This window comes from Pseudomonas parakoreensis (genome assembly GCF_021602155.1).
In the GTDB taxonomy this organism is placed as follows: Bacteria; Pseudomonadota; Gammaproteobacteria; order Pseudomonadales; family Pseudomonadaceae; genus Aquipseudomonas; species Aquipseudomonas parakoreensis.
In genome coordinates this window covers 115,838-134,069 of record NZ_BQHY01000015.1, presented here as the reverse complement: position 1 = coordinate 134,069, position 18,232 = coordinate 115,838, and the positions used below count along the sequence as shown (strand labels likewise).

12 protein-coding genes are annotated in these 18,232 nt (G+C 54.5%); 5 read left to right on the top strand and 7 right to left on the bottom strand.

Annotated features, from left to right (window positions below):
* Window positions 1-883: 883 nt before the first annotated feature.
* From lon to cmoB, 5 genes are all read left to right on the top strand, one after another.
* Window positions 884-3,301 (top strand): endopeptidase La, encoded by a 2,418-nt coding sequence (gene lon, locus L6D63_RS22190; RefSeq protein WP_095668384.1) that lies wholly within the window; start codon window positions 884-886, stop codon window positions 3,299-3,301.
* 215 nt (window positions 3,302-3,516) lie between these two features.
* Window positions 3,517-3,909 carry a protease inhibitor I42 family protein gene (locus tag L6D63_RS22185; protein WP_047296311.1) on the top strand — a complete coding sequence of 131 codons (393 nt, stop codon included), beginning with the start codon at window positions 3,517-3,519 and terminating at the stop codon, window positions 3,907-3,909.
* 2 nt (window positions 3,910-3,911) lie between these two features.
* Entirely contained in the window at window positions 3,912-4,547 is a 636-nt protein-coding gene (locus tag L6D63_RS22180) for a lysoplasmalogenase (RefSeq protein WP_236170390.1), read from the top strand.
* Between the two features lie 244 nt (window positions 4,548-4,791).
* Window positions 4,792-5,499 carry a carboxy-S-adenosyl-L-methionine synthase CmoA gene (gene cmoA, locus L6D63_RS22175; RefSeq protein ID WP_219737930.1) on the top strand — a complete coding sequence of 236 codons (708 nt, stop codon included), beginning with the start codon at window positions 4,792-4,794 and terminating at the stop codon, window positions 5,497-5,499.
* Entirely contained in the window at window positions 5,496-6,452 is a 957-nt protein-coding gene (gene cmoB / locus L6D63_RS22170; protein ID WP_047296317.1) for a tRNA 5-methoxyuridine(34)/uridine 5-oxyacetic acid(34) synthase CmoB, read from the top strand. The genes cmoA and cmoB overlap by 4 nt, the downstream gene beginning before the upstream one ends.
* Window positions 6,453-6,586: 134 nt before the next feature.
* Here the strand turns inward: cmoB and tadA are convergent, their stop codons facing one another.
* The 7 genes from tadA to guaB form a co-directional block, all read right to left on the bottom strand.
* Window positions 6,587-7,084: a tRNA adenosine(34) deaminase TadA gene (tadA, locus tag L6D63_RS22165; RefSeq protein ID WP_047296319.1), complete on the bottom strand. Its 498-nt coding sequence runs from the start codon at window positions 7,082-7,084 to the stop codon at window positions 6,587-6,589.
* Window positions 7,084-8,460: a multicopper oxidase family protein gene (locus L6D63_RS22160; RefSeq protein ID WP_047296321.1), complete on the bottom strand. Its 1,377-nt coding sequence runs from the start codon at window positions 8,458-8,460 to the stop codon at window positions 7,084-7,086. Before L6D63_RS22160 ends, tadA begins: the two co-directional genes overlap by 1 nt.
* Before the next feature lie 162 nt (window positions 8,461-8,622).
* Window positions 8,623-10,515 (bottom strand): response regulator receiver domain, encoded by a 1,893-nt coding sequence (locus L6D63_RS22155; RefSeq protein WP_131671091.1) that lies wholly within the window; start codon window positions 10,513-10,515, stop codon window positions 8,623-8,625.
* On the bottom strand, window positions 10,508-13,477 hold the full coding sequence (locus L6D63_RS22150) for an ATP-binding protein (RefSeq protein WP_047296325.1): 2,970 nt from the start codon (window positions 13,475-13,477) through the stop codon (window positions 10,508-10,510). Before L6D63_RS22150 ends, L6D63_RS22155 begins: the two co-directional genes overlap by 8 nt.
* Window positions 13,474-14,619 (bottom strand): DNA cytosine methyltransferase, encoded by a 1,146-nt coding sequence (locus tag L6D63_RS22145; RefSeq protein ID WP_080963305.1) that lies wholly within the window; start codon window positions 14,617-14,619, stop codon window positions 13,474-13,476. Before L6D63_RS22145 ends, L6D63_RS22150 begins: the two co-directional genes overlap by 4 nt.
* Window positions 14,620-15,061: 442 nt before the next feature.
* Window positions 15,062-16,639, bottom strand: a complete 1,578-nt coding sequence (gene guaA / locus L6D63_RS22140; RefSeq protein ID WP_047296326.1) for a glutamine-hydrolyzing GMP synthase — start codon at window positions 16,637-16,639, stop codon at window positions 15,062-15,064.
* Window positions 16,640-16,739: 100 nt separating this feature from the next.
* Window positions 16,740-18,209, bottom strand: coding sequence for an IMP dehydrogenase (guaB, locus tag L6D63_RS22135; RefSeq protein WP_041071849.1), 1,470 nt, complete (start codon window positions 18,207-18,209; stop codon window positions 16,740-16,742).
* Between the last annotated feature and the right edge of the window lie 23 nt (window positions 18,210-18,232).

Sequence of the window (18,232 nt, the reverse complement as noted above, 5' to 3'; positions counted from 1 at the left end):
AGCTCCCACAGTTTTGATTGTGAATGCCCCATGCGGCGCAGCCGCCCCACTCAAAACAATGAGCGCAAGCTCGAGTACCGCTCTTGATCTCCCACAGGTAAATTGAGTGCATTCCGCCAGAACATGGTCGGCTGTCAGGCCGCCATCGCTGGCAAGCCAGCTCCCACAGTTTTGATTGTGAATGCCCCATGCGGCGCAGCCGCCCCACTCAAAACAATGAGCGCAAGCTCGAGTACCGCTCTTGATCTCCCACAGGTAAATTGAGTGCATTCCGCCAGAACATGGCCGGCTGTCAGGCCGCCATCGCTGGCAAGCCAGCTCCCACAAAATCAAGATCAAAAGATCGCAGCCTGCGGCAGCTCCTACAGGGAAAATTAAGTACAACCCGCACGCGGCGCATGCCGCCCCACTCAACAGGATGAGCGTTAGCTCGGCTGCAGCTCTTGATCTTGATCCACGGGCGACATCGGAAGGCTGAGCGGAGGGATTGATCCGGGCGTGGGAGCGCAGCGACCGTTTGGCGCAGCCAAACACAGCGAGAGGAGGTGCAGCGAAGCAAACCGTAGGCGCTGCGCCCGGATCGATCCCGCAGCGAAGGGACCCCGAGCCCCAGCGAGCGGGCCGAACGCAGGAGCAAGCCTTTTCGGTTACCTTTTCGGCGTTTGGAAAAGGTGACTCGCCGTAAGGGCGAAACCGCCAGCCGCCACACCCCAAAAACGGATATACCCCCAAAACCCCAAGAACCTGGTCGGCCCATAGGCCGCCAAGTCCAAAGCGTGACGCCTGTCAAAACCCTGAACACACAAGCAGAAACACCGCCCCCCATTGAAACCACCCCAAGCCTGCCCCATCTAAGACCCATACCCCATTGCGCAGGTGCCCCATGAGCGACCAGCAAGAATTCCCGGACAACCCCGACGACTACACCGAAGCCGAACACATCGAACACACCTCCTCCGGCAAAGGCCTGGCCCTGCCCGGCCAGAACCTGCCGGACAAGGTCTACGTCATCCCGATCCACAACCGCCCGTTCTTCCCGGCCCAAGTGCTGCCGGTCATCGTCAACGAAGAACCCTGGGCCGAAACCCTCGATCTGGTCAGCAAATCCGAGCACCACTCCCTGGCCCTGTTCTTCATGGACACGCCCCAGGAAGACCCGCGCCACTTCAACACCGGCGCACTCCCCGAATACGGCACGCTGGTCAAGGTCCATCACGCCAGCCGTGAAAACGGCAAGCTGCAATTCGTCGCCCAGGGCCTGAGCCGCGTGCGCATCAAGACCTGGCTCAAGCACCACCGCCCGCCGTATCTCGTTGAAGTCGAATACCCGCACCAGCCCACCGAGCCGACCGACGAGGTCAAGGCCTACGGCATGGCGCTGATCAACGCGATCAAGGAGCTGCTGCCGCTCAACCCGCTGTACAGCGAAGAGCTGAAGAACTACCTCAATCGCTTCAGCCCCAACGATCCGTCGCCGCTGACCGACTTCGCCGCCGCCCTCACGTCGGCGACAGGCAATGAGCTGCAGGAAGTGCTCGACTGCGTGCCGATGCTCAAGCGCATGGAAAAAGTCCTGCCGATGCTGCGCAAGGAAGTCGAAGTCGCGCGCCTGCAGAAAGAGATCTCGGCGGAAGTTAACCGCAAGATCGGCGAGCACCAGCGCGAGTTTTTCCTCAAAGAACAACTCAAGGTGATCCAGCAGGAACTCGGCCTGACCAAGGACGACCGCAGCGCCGACCTTGAACAGTTCGAACAACGCCTGGAAGGCAAAGTCCTGCCGGCGCAGGTGCAAAAGCGCCTTGAAGAAGAAATGAACAAACTGTCGATCCTCGAAACCGGATCGCCGGAATACGCGGTCACCCGCAACTACCTCGACTGGGCAACGTCGGTGCCGTGGGGCGTGTACGGCGAGGACAAACTCGACCTCAAACACGCGCGCAAGGTGCTCGATAAACACCACGCCGGCCTCGACGACATCAAGGACCGCATCCTCGAATTCCTCGCCGTCGGTGCGTACAAAGGCGAAATCAGTGGCTCGATCGTGCTGCTGGTCGGCCCGCCGGGCGTGGGTAAAACCAGCGTCGGCAAATCCATCGCCGAATCCCTCGGCCGACCGTTCTACCGCTTCAGCCTCGGCGGCATGCGTGACGAAGCCGAGATCAAGGGCCACCGCCGCACCTACATCGGCGCGCAGCCGGGCAAACTGGTGCAGGCGCTGAAAGACGTCGAAGTGATGAACCCGGTGATCATGCTCGACGAGATCGACAAAATGGGCCAGAGCTACCAGGGCGACCCGGCCTCGGCGCTGCTGGAAACCCTCGACCCGGAACAGAACGTCGAATTCCTCGACCACTACCTTGACCTGCGCATGGACCTGTCGAAAGTCCTGTTCGTGTGCACCGCCAACACCCTGGATTCGATCCCCGGGCCGTTGCTGGACCGCATGGAAGTGATTCGCCTGTCGGGCTACATCACCGAAGAAAAAGTCGCCATCGCCAAGCGCCACCTGTGGCCGAAGCTGCTGGAAAAGGCCGGCGTGTCCAAAGGCAGCCTGAGCATCAGCGACAGCGCGCTCAAAGCCTTGATCGACGGTTACGCCCGGGAGGCCGGGGTGCGCCAACTGGAAAAACAGATGGGCAAACTGGTACGCAAAGCGGTGATGAAGCTGATTGAGGACCCGAAAGCGGTGATCAAGCTCGGGCCGAAAGACCTCGAAGCCTCGCTGGGTCATCCCGTGTTCCGCAACGAACAAGTGCTGTCCGGCACCGGTGTGATCACCGGTCTGGCCTGGACCAGCATGGGCGGCGCCACCCTGCCGATCGAAGCCACACGCATTCACACGCTCAATCGCGGTTTCAAACTCACCGGGCAATTGGGCGATGTAATGAAAGAGTCGGCGGAAATCGCCTACAGCTACGTCAGCTCGCACCTGAAGTCGTTCGGCGGCGATCCGAAATTCTTCGACGAAGCCTTCGTCCACCTGCATGTGCCGGAAGGCGCCACACCAAAGGACGGCCCGAGCGCCGGCGTGACCATGGCCAGCGCCCTGCTCTCGCTCGCCCGCAATCAGCCGCCGAAAAAAGGCGTGGCGATGACCGGTGAACTGACGCTCACCGGGCACGTGCTGCCGATTGGCGGGGTGCGTGAAAAGGTCATCGCGGCGCGGCGGCAGAAGATCTTCGAACTGATCCTGCCGGAGCCGAACCGGGGCAACTTCGAGGAATTGCCGGATTATCTGAAGGAAGGGCTTACCGTGCACTTCGCCAAGCGCTTTGCAGATGTGGCGAAAGTGCTGTTCTGACAGAGCGTTAGCGCCTGACCTGACGCTATCGCTGGCAAGCCAGCTCCCACAGTGTTCGAGGTGTTCACAAATCCTGTGTTCACCACAATCCCTGTGGGAGCTGGCTTGCCAGCGATGGCGTCAGTTCTGATAACACTGGACTGCCCGACTGTCACACTTTGTCTCATCTTCAGTTATGCTCGCCGTTCGTCGTCAACGCCGGAGCCACTGAGCCTATGTCCCCCACTCGCCTGTTTATCCCCCTCGCCCTTTCTCTGCTGGCGGCCTGCGCCACGCAACCGAAACAGAACGTGACCGTGGAAAAACAGAGCGAATGCCCCGTGCGTCTCACCAACGGACAACACCTGACTGTGATGCTGCCGAGCAATCCCACCACCGGTTACCGTTGGGCGATTCAGGACTCGGCGGGTGGTGTGCTGCGCGCGCTCAGCCCCGAGGTCTACAGCAGTCCGAAAGACTCGGGGATGGTCGGTGCGGGCGGATTCTCCACCTGGCGCTTTCAGGCCTTCGCCACCGGCACCGGGCGCCTGCGCCTGACCTCGCAGCAACCTTGGGAACCGGAAGTCGAGCCGGCAGAAACCTTCGACTGCGCGATTTCGGTGAACTGATCGTGGGCTGGCTGATTCTGGCGCTGATGGGCGCGGCGACATTTCTCTACGGCGTCAGCACCCATGCGGCGCTGCTGTGCCTGTTGGTCAAACCGTTGCCGGTGCTGGCGCTGCTCGGCTGGCTGCACGATGCACCACCCAGCGACTATCGGCGCTGGATCAGCCTCGGGCTGATTTTTTCTGTGCTCGGTGACGTGTTGCTGGCGTGGCCGGGGGATTTGTTTGTGTTTGGCCTGGGTGCGTTTCTGATGGCGCATCTGGCGTACCTCAAGGCTTACCTCAGCGATTGCAAACGACTGGCGCTGTTGCCACTGGTGCTGGCGCTCGGCGTGGGCGCAGTGCTGCTGGGGATGCTGATTTCCAGCGGTCTTGGGCCATTGCTGGTGCCGGTGGTCGTCTATGGCACCGCGATCAGCGCCATGCTCTGGCGCGCCCTTGCCCGCCTCGGCACCGACGTGCCCAAGCGCTCGGCGCTGCTGGCGGCGGCGGGAGCGCTGGCGTTCGTGTTTTCAGACAGTGTGATTGGTATTGATCGTTTCGTATCGCCATTCCACGCGGCGCCGTACGTGATCATCCTCAGTTACTGGCTGGGGCAGTGGGGGATCGCCGCTTCGGCGTTTTCCGTGAAACACCGCTAATTTTGTAGTGAGGGGATTTATCCCCGATGGGCTGCGCAGCGGCCCCGAAAGTGTCATTGAGTTATGTCAGACAGACCGCAGCCACAGGTTTTGGGGCTGCTTCGCAGCCCATCGGGGATAAATCCCCTCGCCACGTCGGACAACCCAAGCATCCCAGCGCCACTTTGGCTAAAATGCCGGCCTTTTCATCGACACCGCCGGAACCGCCGTGAGCAAAGAACCCGATCGCATTTTCGCCCACCCGATGGCCCAGGTGCCTGACTTCGCCTTCAACGAGGACGTGGTGCGGGTGTTCCCGGACATGATCAAGCGCTCGGTACCAGGTTACCCGACCATCGTCGAAAACCTCGGCGTGCTCGCGGCGCAATTCGCCCAACCAAACAGCGTGCTGTATGACTTGGGAGCCTCGCTCGGCGCCGTCACTCAAGCGCTGCGCCGTCACGTGCGCACCGACGGTTGCCGGGTGATCGCGGTGGATAACTCGGCAGCGATGGTCGAGCGTTGCCGCGAATACCTCAATGGTCAGGATTCGATGTTCCAGGAATTGCTGCCGGTCGAGGTGATCGAAGGCGACATTCTCGCCCTCGAATTCAAACCGGCTTCGGTGGTGGCGCTGAACTTCACCCTTCAATTCATTGCGCCCGAGCAGCGTACCGCGTTGCTGTCGCGCATCCGTCAATCGCTGCTGCCCGGCGGCGCGTTGATTCTGTCGGAAAAACTGCGCTTCAACGATGCCGAAGAACACGCGCTGCTGACCGACCTGCATGTCGCGTTCAAACGTGCCAACGGCTACAGCGAACTGGAAATCGCCCAGAAGCGCAGCGCCATCGAAAACGTCATGAAGCCCGACAGCCTCGAAGAACACCGCGAACGCCTGCTGGCCGCCGGGTTCTCGAAAGTCGTGCCGTGGTTCCAGTGTCTTAACTTTGCCTCGTTGATTGCCTTGCCATGATTGATCTGTCCCCCCTCGCCCGCCGTTTGGCCGGCACACCGCTGGCCGACTGGGCCAACACCCTGCAAGTGCAGCTCGACAAGAAAATGGAGAAAGGTCACGGCGATCTGGAGCGCTGGCAGAGTGCGCTGGACGCATTGCCGGAACTTGAGCCGACTGAAGTCGATCTGGTCAACGGCCTGAAACTCGACACCGATTGCGACGCCGAAACCCGCGCCCGGATGCGCACCGCACTGATGGGCCTGTCGCCGTGGCGCAAAGGTCCGTTCGATCTGTTCGGCGTGCACGTCGACACCGAATGGCGCTCGGACTGGAAGTGGTCGCGGGTCGCCCCGCATCTGGACCTGAAGGGCAAACGCATCCTCGACGTTGGTTGCGGCAACGGCTACTACATGTGGCGCATGCTTGGCGCCGGCGCCGACAGCGTGATCGGCGTCGACCCGAACTGGTTGTTCTTCTGCCAGTTCCAGGCCGTGCAACGCTACCTGTCGGAACCGAATGCCTGGCACCTGCCGTTTCCGTTCGAAGACCTGCCGCCGAACCTGGAAGGCTTCGACACGGTGTTTTCCATGGGCGTGTTCTACCACCGTCGTTCGCCGATCGAGCATTTGCTGGCGCTGAAGGATTGCCTGGTCAAGGGCGGTGAACTGGTGCTGGAAACGCTGGTGGTTGAAGGCGACAAGCATCAGGTGCTGGTGCCGGAAGATCGCTACGCACAGATGCGCAACGTGTGGTTCCTGCCGTCGGTGCCGGCGCTGGAATTGTGGTTGCGCCGGGCAGGCTTCACCGACATCCGCTGCGTGGACGTCAGCACCACGACGGTTGAAGAACAGCGCGGCACAGAGTGGATGAAGTACCAGTCGCTGAGCGACTTCCTCGATCCCGAAGATCACAGCAAGACCATCGAAGGCTTGCCGGCACCGATGCGGGCGGTGATTGTCGCGAAAAAGTAACGATCCCTTCCAGACACTGCAAAAATTTGTGGGAGCTGGCTTGCCAGCGATAACGGTGGATCAGTCGACATCAATGCTTGATGTGCCGACGCCATCGCTGGCAAGCCAGCTCCCACAGGGTTTGATGTTGTTCTTCAGTCAGCGGGTTTTGCCCGCCGCGCCCTGAAGAATTCGGTCAACACCGCCCCACACTCCTCCGCCAGCACCCCGCCTTCATACAGCACCCGGTGATTCAAAAAGCCCTGGGTGAAGAACTGCCCCTGACTCTGCACAATCCCGGCCTTGGGCTCCAGTGCGCCATACACCACGCGAGCAACCCGCGAATGCACGATCAGCCCGGCGCACATGCTGCACGGTTCCAGCGTCACGTACAGCGTGCTGCCCGGCAGGCGATAGTTGCTGACGGCCTGCGCGGCGGCACGGATCGCGACCATTTCCGCGTGGGCACTCGGGTCGCTGGTGGTGATCGGGCAGTTGTAGCCGCGACCGATGATTTCACCGTCCTGCACCAGCACCGCACCCACCGGCACTTCGCCGAGGGCGGCGCCTTGGGCGGCGAGTTCCAAGGCTTCGCGCATGAAATCGCGGTCACGGCTGCGGTCGATGATCGCGGCGGGGCGAATCTGGCGCATCACTTCACCTCGATGGCGGCCATCAGGCCGGTTTCCATGTGGTCGATCACGTGGCAATGGAACATCCACACCCCCGGGTTATCCGCCACCAGCGCCACTTGCGCACGCTCGTTCTTGCCCAACAGATAGGTGTCGGTGAAGTACGGAGTGATTTTGTGCCGGTTCGACGCAATCACCTTGAAGCTCATGCCGTGCAGGTGAATCGGGTGCTGATACTGGGTCATGTTCTTCAGTTCGAAGATATAGCTCTGGCCCAGCTTCAAGCTGGCGATCGGCCGATCGGCGCAGGTCTTGTCGGTGATGTCCCAGGCCTTGCCGTTGATCTGCCACAGGCTCGGCGGCTTGCCGTTGTCGACATTCACCGACACCGAACCGACCCATTCGAAATTGAAGTTGAGTTTCTCGGCATTCGCCAGATCCGGCTCGGCCACCGGGTTGGCGGGCAAGGCTTTCGGCCACGCGGTCGGCGCATCGTTATTGGCCACCGAGCGCAAGGTTCCCAGACGCACCGGGCCGTTGCGCAGCGACAATTCTTCACCGGCCGGCGGCGCCTTGATCGCCAGGCAGATACGCATGCCCGGCCCCAGCCAGTATTCCTTGCCCAGCGGCCGCGGCTCGATCGGGTTGCCGTCCAGCGCATAAATCTGCGCTTCGACGCCGGGAATGTTGATGCGATACGTCAGGGTGTTGTCGAGGTTGAGCAAGCGCACCCGGGTGATCTGCCCGGCCGGCAACTCGATCACCGGCGTTGGCACGCCGTTGATGGTCGACAAGCGTCCCGCCGTACCGCCACGCGCCGCTTCCCGGGGGATGCTGAATTCGACGAAATTGCCTTGCTCGTCGATGTGCCAGTTCTTCAGGCTCAGGGTCTTTTCGTACTTGAAACCGGTCGGCTCGCGCTCTTCGACAATCAACGGCCCGACCAGCCCGCGCCCCAGCTCTTCGCTGCTGCTGACATGCGGGTGATACCAGTAGCTGCCGGCATCCGGCACGCGGAATTTGTAATCGAAGTATTCACCGGGCAGCACCGGCAATTGCGAGACGTACGGTACGCCGTCCATCTCCAGCGGCAAACGGATGCCGTGCCAGTGAATGGTGGTCGCCACCGGCAGGTGGTTGATGAACCGTACCCGCAGCCACTCGCCCTGACGCACGCGCAACTCGGTGCCCGGTGCCGACGGGCCGAACGCCCACGCCTCGGTCTTGTGTCCCGGCACCAGCTCAACGTCCAGCGGCGCCGCGATCAGCTCATAGTCATGCCCCGCGTCGGCGTCGGCCATCTTGCCCAGCCAGTAACGCGACGCGCCTCCCGCTCCGACACCAACGACAACAAGACCGGCCAGGCCACCGAGGATTTGGCGACGGGTAAAGGACATGAACTCAACTACCTCACGTATCTGCGGCGGGCCCGCAGACCCGTAAAGGGCGAATACGATACACCTCGGTATATGAAAGGGTAAAGTTTAAAACATCTCGCCCTACCCACAACGAAAGGAAAATTACTTTGCAAAAACCACACTCAAGAAGCGAAAGCCATATTACGTAGCCACATACCCAAGCCCAATACGACTCACACTTGTACCAATACGCTGAATATAGTTCAAAGCATACTCATATCGTAATTTTGCAACAACCTGAACTTCTTTTGTATCGCTTTTTATCTTTAAGCCGTCGAGCTCAAGTTGAAGCTCTAATAAATTAAGCCTACCGCTCTCTATAACGCCCCCACGCTGAGCAATAAATGCCCGCCATTCTACTTTTTGAATTGCAGGATTGTTTGAATCCTCTTTTGGAGACTTCAATCCCAAACCCAATATTTTTCCTCCAAACTCCACGTAACAATAAGATCCGCTATTAATGTGTCGATCCGTTAATTCAGCCAAATTGGTCACCGCATGAAGTCTTATTGCAGTGAAGGGCCTTAGACTCGCGTCATTACCACTTTTGAAAGCTATAGTGCTCTGACCAGGTTGTAAGTCGCACGCGGGCGTAGCGCAAACCCACCAAGTCTCGTCGAGTTTGAAAACGTGCCCACTATCCAACTGATCGAAACTAGCAGAATTAGAATCTTCAGTTCTCGACGGGAGACAGCATATATAGCGATTATATTGACTTATGGCAGTCCTCTTATCATTCTCATTATCTAGATCCACCCCATAATGAGTCTTAAAAACAAACCCAGCAGACTTATCAACGTCATAAATTTTCTGGCCAAAATTCGCAATGCTTTCCTCTACCATAAAAGATAGCATTTCGGATTGGCGTGAAACGTGATTTTTTAGCTTATGGCGCCGTATAATATTAACTTGCTCAACTGGAAGATCTGAACCTCCGGAATTCAGTATTAGGTCATAAAATTTAGCAAATGCATGTGTTTGCTTTAAAGATTGGTCCTCAATTTCAACTCCCATTTGGCTTACTTCATCTCGGTACTTAGCCGAAAGTAACCGTGATGGTGTAGGTTTCCAGTCTACAATTGCGTTTTCAAGCACGGCCAGGAGGTTTTCTGGACCTTTTTTAACAAAACATACGAAACCTCTAGCAGCCCGCAACCACCTGGATTCTTCAGAAATTTTCCAAACCAATCCGACAGGTGGCTTTTTTGTAAAATCATTCTGATATTTTTTTTCGAAAGCACGTATTGCCCAATAAAAAAAACATTTCTTTGCTTTCTGATCCAATTCTAGCGCTTTAGCCCATTCACTAAGCTCTATGAAAGGCGCAGCGGACTGCATAAATTTTCCGAGAGCTGATTTAAAGTCCTGCTCCGACCTCCTTAATTCTAAATAAGAGGCCATATCGATTTTCTCTAATATCTCCCCTCGATCAAAATCCCCAAAATCTTCTTTCTCAGAAATTAAATCGTCTAATTTATCAAGTGCGACTGTACACTCTTCAGAAAAGCTTGACGAGATACTATTCATCAGTGAGATTAGGCATTGGTGCATAGTCGTTTCAAGATCTTCACTCGTATGAATAACAACCAAATTAAAATGACGATTATCTAAAACTGATGCGAGTATCTGACGAGCCATATCTCCACCAAGCCCAGCTTCCGCACCCTCCAAATTATAGTCCAATATAAGCAAATCTGACTGATGCAGATGATTGGCTAATTCACGAGGAGTTTCATTGCCAGCTGATTCACTTGTGGGATTCTCCGAAACACCATCATGAATATCGATGATAAAGCCGGGTTTTTGAGTCCGAAACTCGTTGATCAACCCATAAACTTCACCGGCAACAGCCGAATTGACCCATGTTTTTCTTGATGATTTAGCCTCTATACCTGAGGAGTGTTTATCACCGGTAATTCTGGAGTTAAAGATCTCTTCCCATGTAGGATACTGATCATCAACAATAAGAACGGAGCGAAGTGGTTTAATAAAAGCTTCACGAACCAAATCGTTAAAAGTCATTACTTCAGCCAAAATCAGCGCCCCTCAAGTTAATTACGAAATTTGCACCACTCAACGGTTGAAATTTTTTATCCACCGCATATTCAATCGAATGACCACCTGCGATTAGATTTACTCTACAGAGATAAAGACCAATACCCCTACCGCCACTTGTTTTACGTGTAAAAAACATCTTAAACAAGCTTTCTTGATCTACCGGATTAACACCAGGCCCATTATCAGACACAATGATTTTTTTATCTTCAACGGAAAGATAGACCTCTGGCTCGGGCGTTTGCGAACTAACCAACCAGTAAATACTATTATTTACCAGATTGACAAAAACCGGATACAGACGAGAAGGCTGCTCATAAATAAAAAAATCGTGAAAAGCTTTTGATGCGTGTATTTTTACTTCTCGATTTCGAATTACAGATCTAAAAAAATTGACAAGATACTCTTCGATTTCCTTGCCTGAAATCTGCCTACGCACACGATTACCTGAGACTTTCAGTGGAGAAAGAAACTCAAGTTGTTGACTCAGAGCATCAAACCCTTCAATGACTAGATTTGTGCCTGGCGGTTCTCCCGATTGACGTATCTGTCGAATTCCTTCTCTTATCATTCGCTCATTAGCATTTAACTCGTGCCCCAAAATCTCAACAGTCACACCGAGCTGAGCAACTTGGTTTAGTCGATTCAGATCATCACGCAATGCAATATTATCCGCAGTCCCTTGCCGAGCGATTAATTCTATATTTATATTTTCACTCATTAACTCGAGAGCATCTAGGTAGGACTCAAAAGTTTCCGTATTGTCCGAATCCAATCTTGCATAAAGAGACTTCATCTGTTCCAAGGCCTCATCAAGTCCCAATCGTCCTTCACGAACCTGAGCGACAAGCGGCATGGTCTGATGGTGAAAAATTTTATTCCGCTCTTCAAAAAGTGTAGAAACACGACTTCTTTCAGCGTTCTGCATATCATCTATCGACTTACGCCAGAAGCGTAATCTAGCCTGTAAACGACTCGCATGGCTACTTAGTTGTTTCTGCACAATTTCTTCAGGCTTAGAGGGCTTAACCTCTTCAATAGCACTAGCTCGCCGTTGCTCTAAGGTTCGAATTCGATCTTGTACCTCAGCATACATTGATCGAAAAGCGCGATAATCGTCCTCAACTGCACCAAGTTTTGCTGGTGCACCAGAAATCCGTAAATCTAGTAACCGATTACTAAGATCACTAATCAACGTTTGAGCTTCCTCAAGTCCCTGCTCATCTCTGATTACGGTCTCGTCAACCACATCCTTTGTTTCATTAAATAATTGATCCATCAACGGATAGTTCTTTTTAAATCTTGCGCGAAATTTTTTTGCGTTATTCTTTGCAAGCTCTTTACGCTGCTCTTCAGCCTTTTCTCTTTCGTTTTGTGCTTGGATATCAGGAAGCAACTCCTTCCTCAAATTAGAGCTGCTTCCGAAATACTCATAGGCCGCGCGCTTAAGAATATTCTTAACGACTTCACGCAATACCTTTGTTGCTCGATTATCAATAAATCCTTCACGCCCAGCTTTATCACGCAAATTAGGATTTAGTTCCCTTGATATCGCAATCCGACCAAACATACGCCTTGCGTTCCAATACTCCCGACCTGCGTTAATACTTCTTTGTTTCTCGATTTCAAAAAAATCGTTTACCTCACGACCGTAAGGCAAAACTCGCAATCCGTTACGAAAAATTAAAAAACCGCTATGTTGCTTAGCTAGTCCATCGAAACGAGTAAAATCTGCATCTGACAAAGTGGAGTTAACTCGAGTTTGCTCAAAGGTCGCAATGTGCAGGCCGAAGGGCCCAATGAACGTAGTTGGCCCCTTGGGTATGGTTAGATCTTTCGGCGGATATATTTCGTAATCTGAACCAAGTTTTCTCCATTCGCCAAATGCTTTTACCTGCCCTCGGAAAACACCTTCTTCATCGATATTCCCTGACAGAACGTGTTCCATTTCATCTGTAACACTACGATTTAACGACTCTCGGTCATCCTCGACGATAGCAAGGGATACATCATTAACCCAGGTTCTAACTTCGTAAGCGAAATCAGGATCAAATGCATTAAATTCGCTAGTTCCCGCCTCGACATAGGGGTCAGTAAACGCGGAGAGAGTTGCGAAAAATGCTTGCCGAATAATCTTAACATTGGCATCTAGCTGAATTGAGGGCAACTGTGCACGCAGGTCATAATTTATGTCAGATACAACTAGGGCTGTTCCGTGTTCTTTCTCCCCTCTCCAAACAGACCACGGGTGAAAATGTCGCTCTTCGAACCGCGCATTTATTATAGTTCTTGCAATAAGCTCAGATGGCTTTTCTGCAGTTTGATCGGCTTCAAGTATAACTTTATCATACGTTTCCCAAGCCAACTTCAACCGATCAGCACGCCTTTCGTCAGCAGGACTACCCCACACATTATCGGTTAAACGATCAAATAAACGAGGAAGCAACTTGAAAAGTTCCGACCTATCAGAAAACTGAGTAACTGGAACTTCGATATCTGACAAAACCAAATATGGATTTTCGAATATACGCCAGTCGATAAGCGCAGCGACAAACCCGCTATTTTTTCTCTTGCTAACAATTAAAAGCAGAGGACCAATATTAGCTGATGATAAGCGACCAATACCTTTTTGCCCCTGCTTTGTTCTCCTTGCCAATCCGTCACGGTCATCATCATCTGAAGTATTTTTATTATATTTTGAATCTGTACCTACCACGAGCCAACGATTTATGAAATCCTCATAATTCATACCGTGCCCGTCATCGAAGATGGCAGCTACTGGTTCTGGATCATCGAAAATATGAAGCGCTACGTTTCTAGCGTAAGCGTCATAGGCGTTTTTCCACAACTCTGAAATAGCAGTTGGGCAGTCAGCTATCTGCTCTCGCCCCAAGTGATCGACTGTTCGAGCGTGAGTTCGAAAGGCAAGTGTCTCAATCATAAGATCTCAACTTCTTCTTTTTGAAATCGCGAGTGGTCGCACAATTGCTTTAGCCCCAAATCATTATCTATCAGATTTTTCTTTAGATACTGAATGAGATATTTTCCAAGCTCAACCGGAACTGCATTACCAATTTGTCTACTGGCTGCCGTTATTCCTCCTGCAAAGGTAAAGCTATCAGGAAAAGTCTGGATTCTCGCTGCTTCACGCAAAGTGATCCCATGGTTTTTTGTAGGATGTACAAATCGACCTTTAGAAGGATTAATACACGCGGTTGTCATAGTTGGAGCGGGTTCGGCGGGATTGATCCGCCCGTAAACATCTTGATGCCCGTTATGTTTTTCGTGACATGGCAAAATACGTCCAGAATCTCTGCGACTCCCACCATTGAGCGGAGTTTTACTAAACGCTTCTAATAGATCCGGCCCGTGATTCATATGAATGTCATTTTCATCACTTTGCAACGCTGGTCTAAATACATCATTGCAGCTTAGCCAGACTTTCTGCTCTCCAACTTCCTTTCCTGGTGCAGCATGCGTAGGTGCTGGAGGCCATTTAAAATCTTCAGCATCTACAGAATCTCTAATCCCTAATATGAATACTCGCTTCCGTCTCTGCGGTACGCCAAAATCTCGAGCATCTAACACAACAGGTTTGAAGACTTTATAACCAGCCTTAACGCCTTCTTTATAGAATTTTTCGAGGTAATCCTTGTGGCGCTCCCAAAGTATGCCTGGGACATTTTCCATAAGAAAAACGCGCGGACGAAACGCTTTTACAAATCGAAAATAGGCTAGGACCAACTGATTACGCGGATCATTTACACCTGCATCGAGTATCCGATGCGTCGAAAATCCTTGACAAGGAGGTCCTCCTAAAAGGAGATCACACTCAATATCACCAAGATATTCAGAGCGTACATCCTCAGGTGTATAACCTAAGATACTTTCGTCTAACACAGTTGCATTTTTTGCAGCGTCATATTGAAGCAAATTCGCTTTGTAAGTTTTCACTGCATAAGGATCATTTTCAATGGCGATAGCGATTGAAAAACCGGCTTGCACAGCTGCTAGCGAAAAACCACCGGCTCCCGAAAATAAATCGACAACAACGGGCTTCGGCTCACTATAAATTTTATTCATTCGAATTCTGAGTGCTCAATTGAGGCTACCCTGTCAATAAATCAGCTTGGTAAACTTTTGGAAAAATTACAGAAACATTGCACATGAATTCGGACCTTCATCCATTTCCGTCCAAGAGCCACGTCGTGCCGTGAAATTGCCTGCACGTTTGGAGTCTATCGTTTGATTCCTCTGTGAGAAAGCCCGAATGGCGGAATGCAGGCCAGTCTCATCTCAAAGGCACGACTGCGTGCCAAGCCATTCGACGGACTTAAAGTCAGTACTACCCCCCTACCGAATCCATGCTTTCTCATAACATTTGATAATAGCCAAGACGTCTGCAGTCTACCCTCTTGAATGCTAGCGTCCAACAGCACCACACGGATAAAAACTCATTAAAAAGCCCGCATTTAGCGGGCTTCAGAACGTGCATTTTTTATCAGTGTTGATTCGCGCGCTGTCATCACTCCCACTCAATCGTCGCCGGCGGCTTGCTCGACACGTCGTAGGTAACGCGCGAAATGCCTTCGATTTCATTGATGATGCGGCCGGAGACGGTTTCCAGCAGTTCGTAAGGCAGGTGTGCCCAACGTGCGGTCATGAAGTCGATGGTTTCCACGGCACGCAGGGCCACGACCCAGGCGTAACGACGGCCATCGCCGACCACACCAACCGATTTCACTGGCTGGAACACTACGAAAGCCTGGCTGACCTTGTGGTACCAGTCGGCCTTGCGCAGTTCTTCGATGAAGATGTGGTCGGCACGACGCAGCAGATCGGCGTATTCCTTCTTCACTTCACCTAGGATGCGTACGCCCAGCCCCGGGCCCGGGAACGGGTGACGGTAGACCATGTCGTACGGCAGGCCCAGTTCCAGGCCCAGACGACGGACTTCGTCCTTGAACAGTTCGCGCAGTGGCTCGACCAGTTTCAGGTTCATCTCTTCCGGCAGGCCGCCCACGTTGTGGTGCGACTTGATCACGTGCGCCTTGCCGCTTTTCGCGCCAGCCGACTCGATCACGTCCGGGTAGATGGTGCCCTGCGCCAGGTACTTGATGTTGTCCAGCTTGCAGGATTCGGCATCGAACACGTCGATGAAGGTACGGCCGATGATCTTGCGCTTCTTCTCTGGATCGGATTCGCCGGCCAGGTTGCTGAGGAACTGCTCTTCAGCGTTGGCGCGGATCACCTTGACGCCCATGTTCTCGGCGAACATGGCCATCACTTGCTCGCCTTCGTGCAGACGCAGCAGGCCGTTGTCGACGAACACGCAGGTCAACTGGTCGCCGATGGCTTTGTGCAGCAGCGCCGCAACCACCGAGGAGTCAACACCGCCGGACAGGCCCAGCAGCACGTTGTCGGTGCCGACTTGCGCGCGGATGTTGGCGATGGCGTCTTCAGCGATCTTCGACGGCGTCCACAGGGCTTCACAGCCGCAGATATCGAGCACGAAGCGCGACAGGATACGGCCGCCCTGCTTGGTGTGGGTCACTTCCGGGTGGAACTGCACGCCGTAGTAAGCGCGCTCGTCGTTGAACATGCCAGCGATCGGGCAGCTCGGGGTGCTGGCCAGGATGTGGAAGTCTTCCGGCATCTTGGTGACCTTGTCACCGTGGCTCATCCACACGTCGAGGCCGAACAGGCCGTCGGCGTCGATGTGGTCTTCGATGCCGTCGAGCAGGCGGCTCTTGCCGACCACGTCAACGCGGGCGTAACCGAACTCACGCAGTTCGGAACCTTCAACCTTGCCGCCCAGTTGCTCGGCCATGGTCTGCATGCCGTAGCAGATACCGAAGACCGGCACGCCCAGGTCAAACACCGCCTGCGGGCAGCGCGGGCTGTTGGCTTCGTGTACGGACTCGGGGCCGCCGGCGAGGATGACGCCTTTAGGCGCGAATTCGCGGATCGCATCTTCGTCCATGTCGAACGGGTGCAGCTCGCAGTACACGCCGATCTCACGCACGCGGCGGGCGATCAGTTGGGTGTATTGCGAACCGAAGTCGAGGATCAGGATGCGGTGAGCGTGAATGTCGAGGGCCATGATTCAGTCTCGTCTTAAGTAATTCAGAAACAGTCGTGATTCAGAAACAACTCGGGGCTGAATAAAACAGCCCCGGTTGCTTGATGATTTGCTTGAAGCCTCAACCTACGCGGTAGTTTGGCGCTTCTTTGGTGATCTGCACGTCGTGAACGTGGGATTCGGCCATGCCGGCACCGGTGATCCGCACAAACTCAGGCTTGGTGCGCATCTCTTCGATGTTGGCGCTGCCGGTGTAACCCATCGAGGAACGCAGACCGCCCATCAACTGGTGGATGATCGCCGTCAGGGTGCCTTTGTACGGCACGCGGCCTTCGATCCCTTCCGGAACCAGTTTCTCGGCGCCTGCCGAGGAGTCCTGGAAGTAACGGTCGGAAGAACCTTGCGCCTGGGACATGGCGCCCAGCGAACCCATGCCGCGATACGCCTTGTACGAACGGCCCTGGAACAGTTCGATCTCGCCCGGGGCCTCTTCGGTACCGGCAAACATCGAACCCATCATCACGCAGGAAGCACCAGCGACGATGGCCTTGGACAGGTCACCGGAGAAACGGATGCCGCCGTCGGCGATCAACGGCACGCCTGTGCCTTCAAGGGCAGCGGCGACGTTGGCGATGGCACTGATTTGCGGTACGCCGACACCGGCGACGATACGGGTGGTGCAGATCGAGCCAGGGCCGATACCGACCTTGACCGCATCGGCACCCGCTTCGGCCAGGGCCTTGGCAGCGGCGCCGGTGGCGATGTTGCCGCCGATCACCTGCACTTCAGGGAAATTCTCTTTGACCCAGCGAACGCGGTCGATCACGCCCTTGGAGTGACCGTGCGCGGTGTCGACAACCACCACGTCCACACCGGCGTTGACCAGCGCAGCAACGCGGTCACCGGTGTCTTTACCGGTACCGACGGCAGCGCCCACGCGCAGACGACCTTGATCGTCCTTGCTGGCCAGCGGGTAGGCCTTGGCTTTTTCGATGTCTTTGACGGTCATCATGCCTTTGAGGGCAAACTTGTCGTCGACGATCAGGACTTTTTCCAGGCGGTGCTTGTGCAGCAGCTCGCGGACTTCGTTCTTGTCGGCGCCTTCACGCACGGTGACCAGACGCTCTTTAGGCGTCATCACTTCGCGGACGGTGGCTTCCAGACGGGTTTCGAAGCGTACGTCACGGGACGTGACGATGCCGACCAGGTCGCCATCGTGCAGCACCGGAACGCCGGAAATGTTGTGCAGACGGGTCAGTTCGAACAGGTCACGCACCGTGGCATCAGCCTCGATGGTGATCGGATCTTTCACGACGCCGGCTTCGAACTTCTTGACCTTGCGCACTTCGGCAGCTTGCTGCTCGATGGTCATGTTCTTGTGGATGATACCGATACCACCTTCCTGAGCCATGGCGATTGCCAGACGGGCTTCAGTGACGGTGTCCATGGCGGCAGAAACCAGAGGAATATTCAGCTCGATGCCACGGGTAAGGCGGGTCTTGAGACTGACTTCGTTAGGAAGCACCTCGGAATAACCGGGCACTAGGAGAATGTCGTCGAATGTCAGAGCTTCTTGGCTGATACGCAGCATCGCGGGGGCTCCCGAGCGGGAAA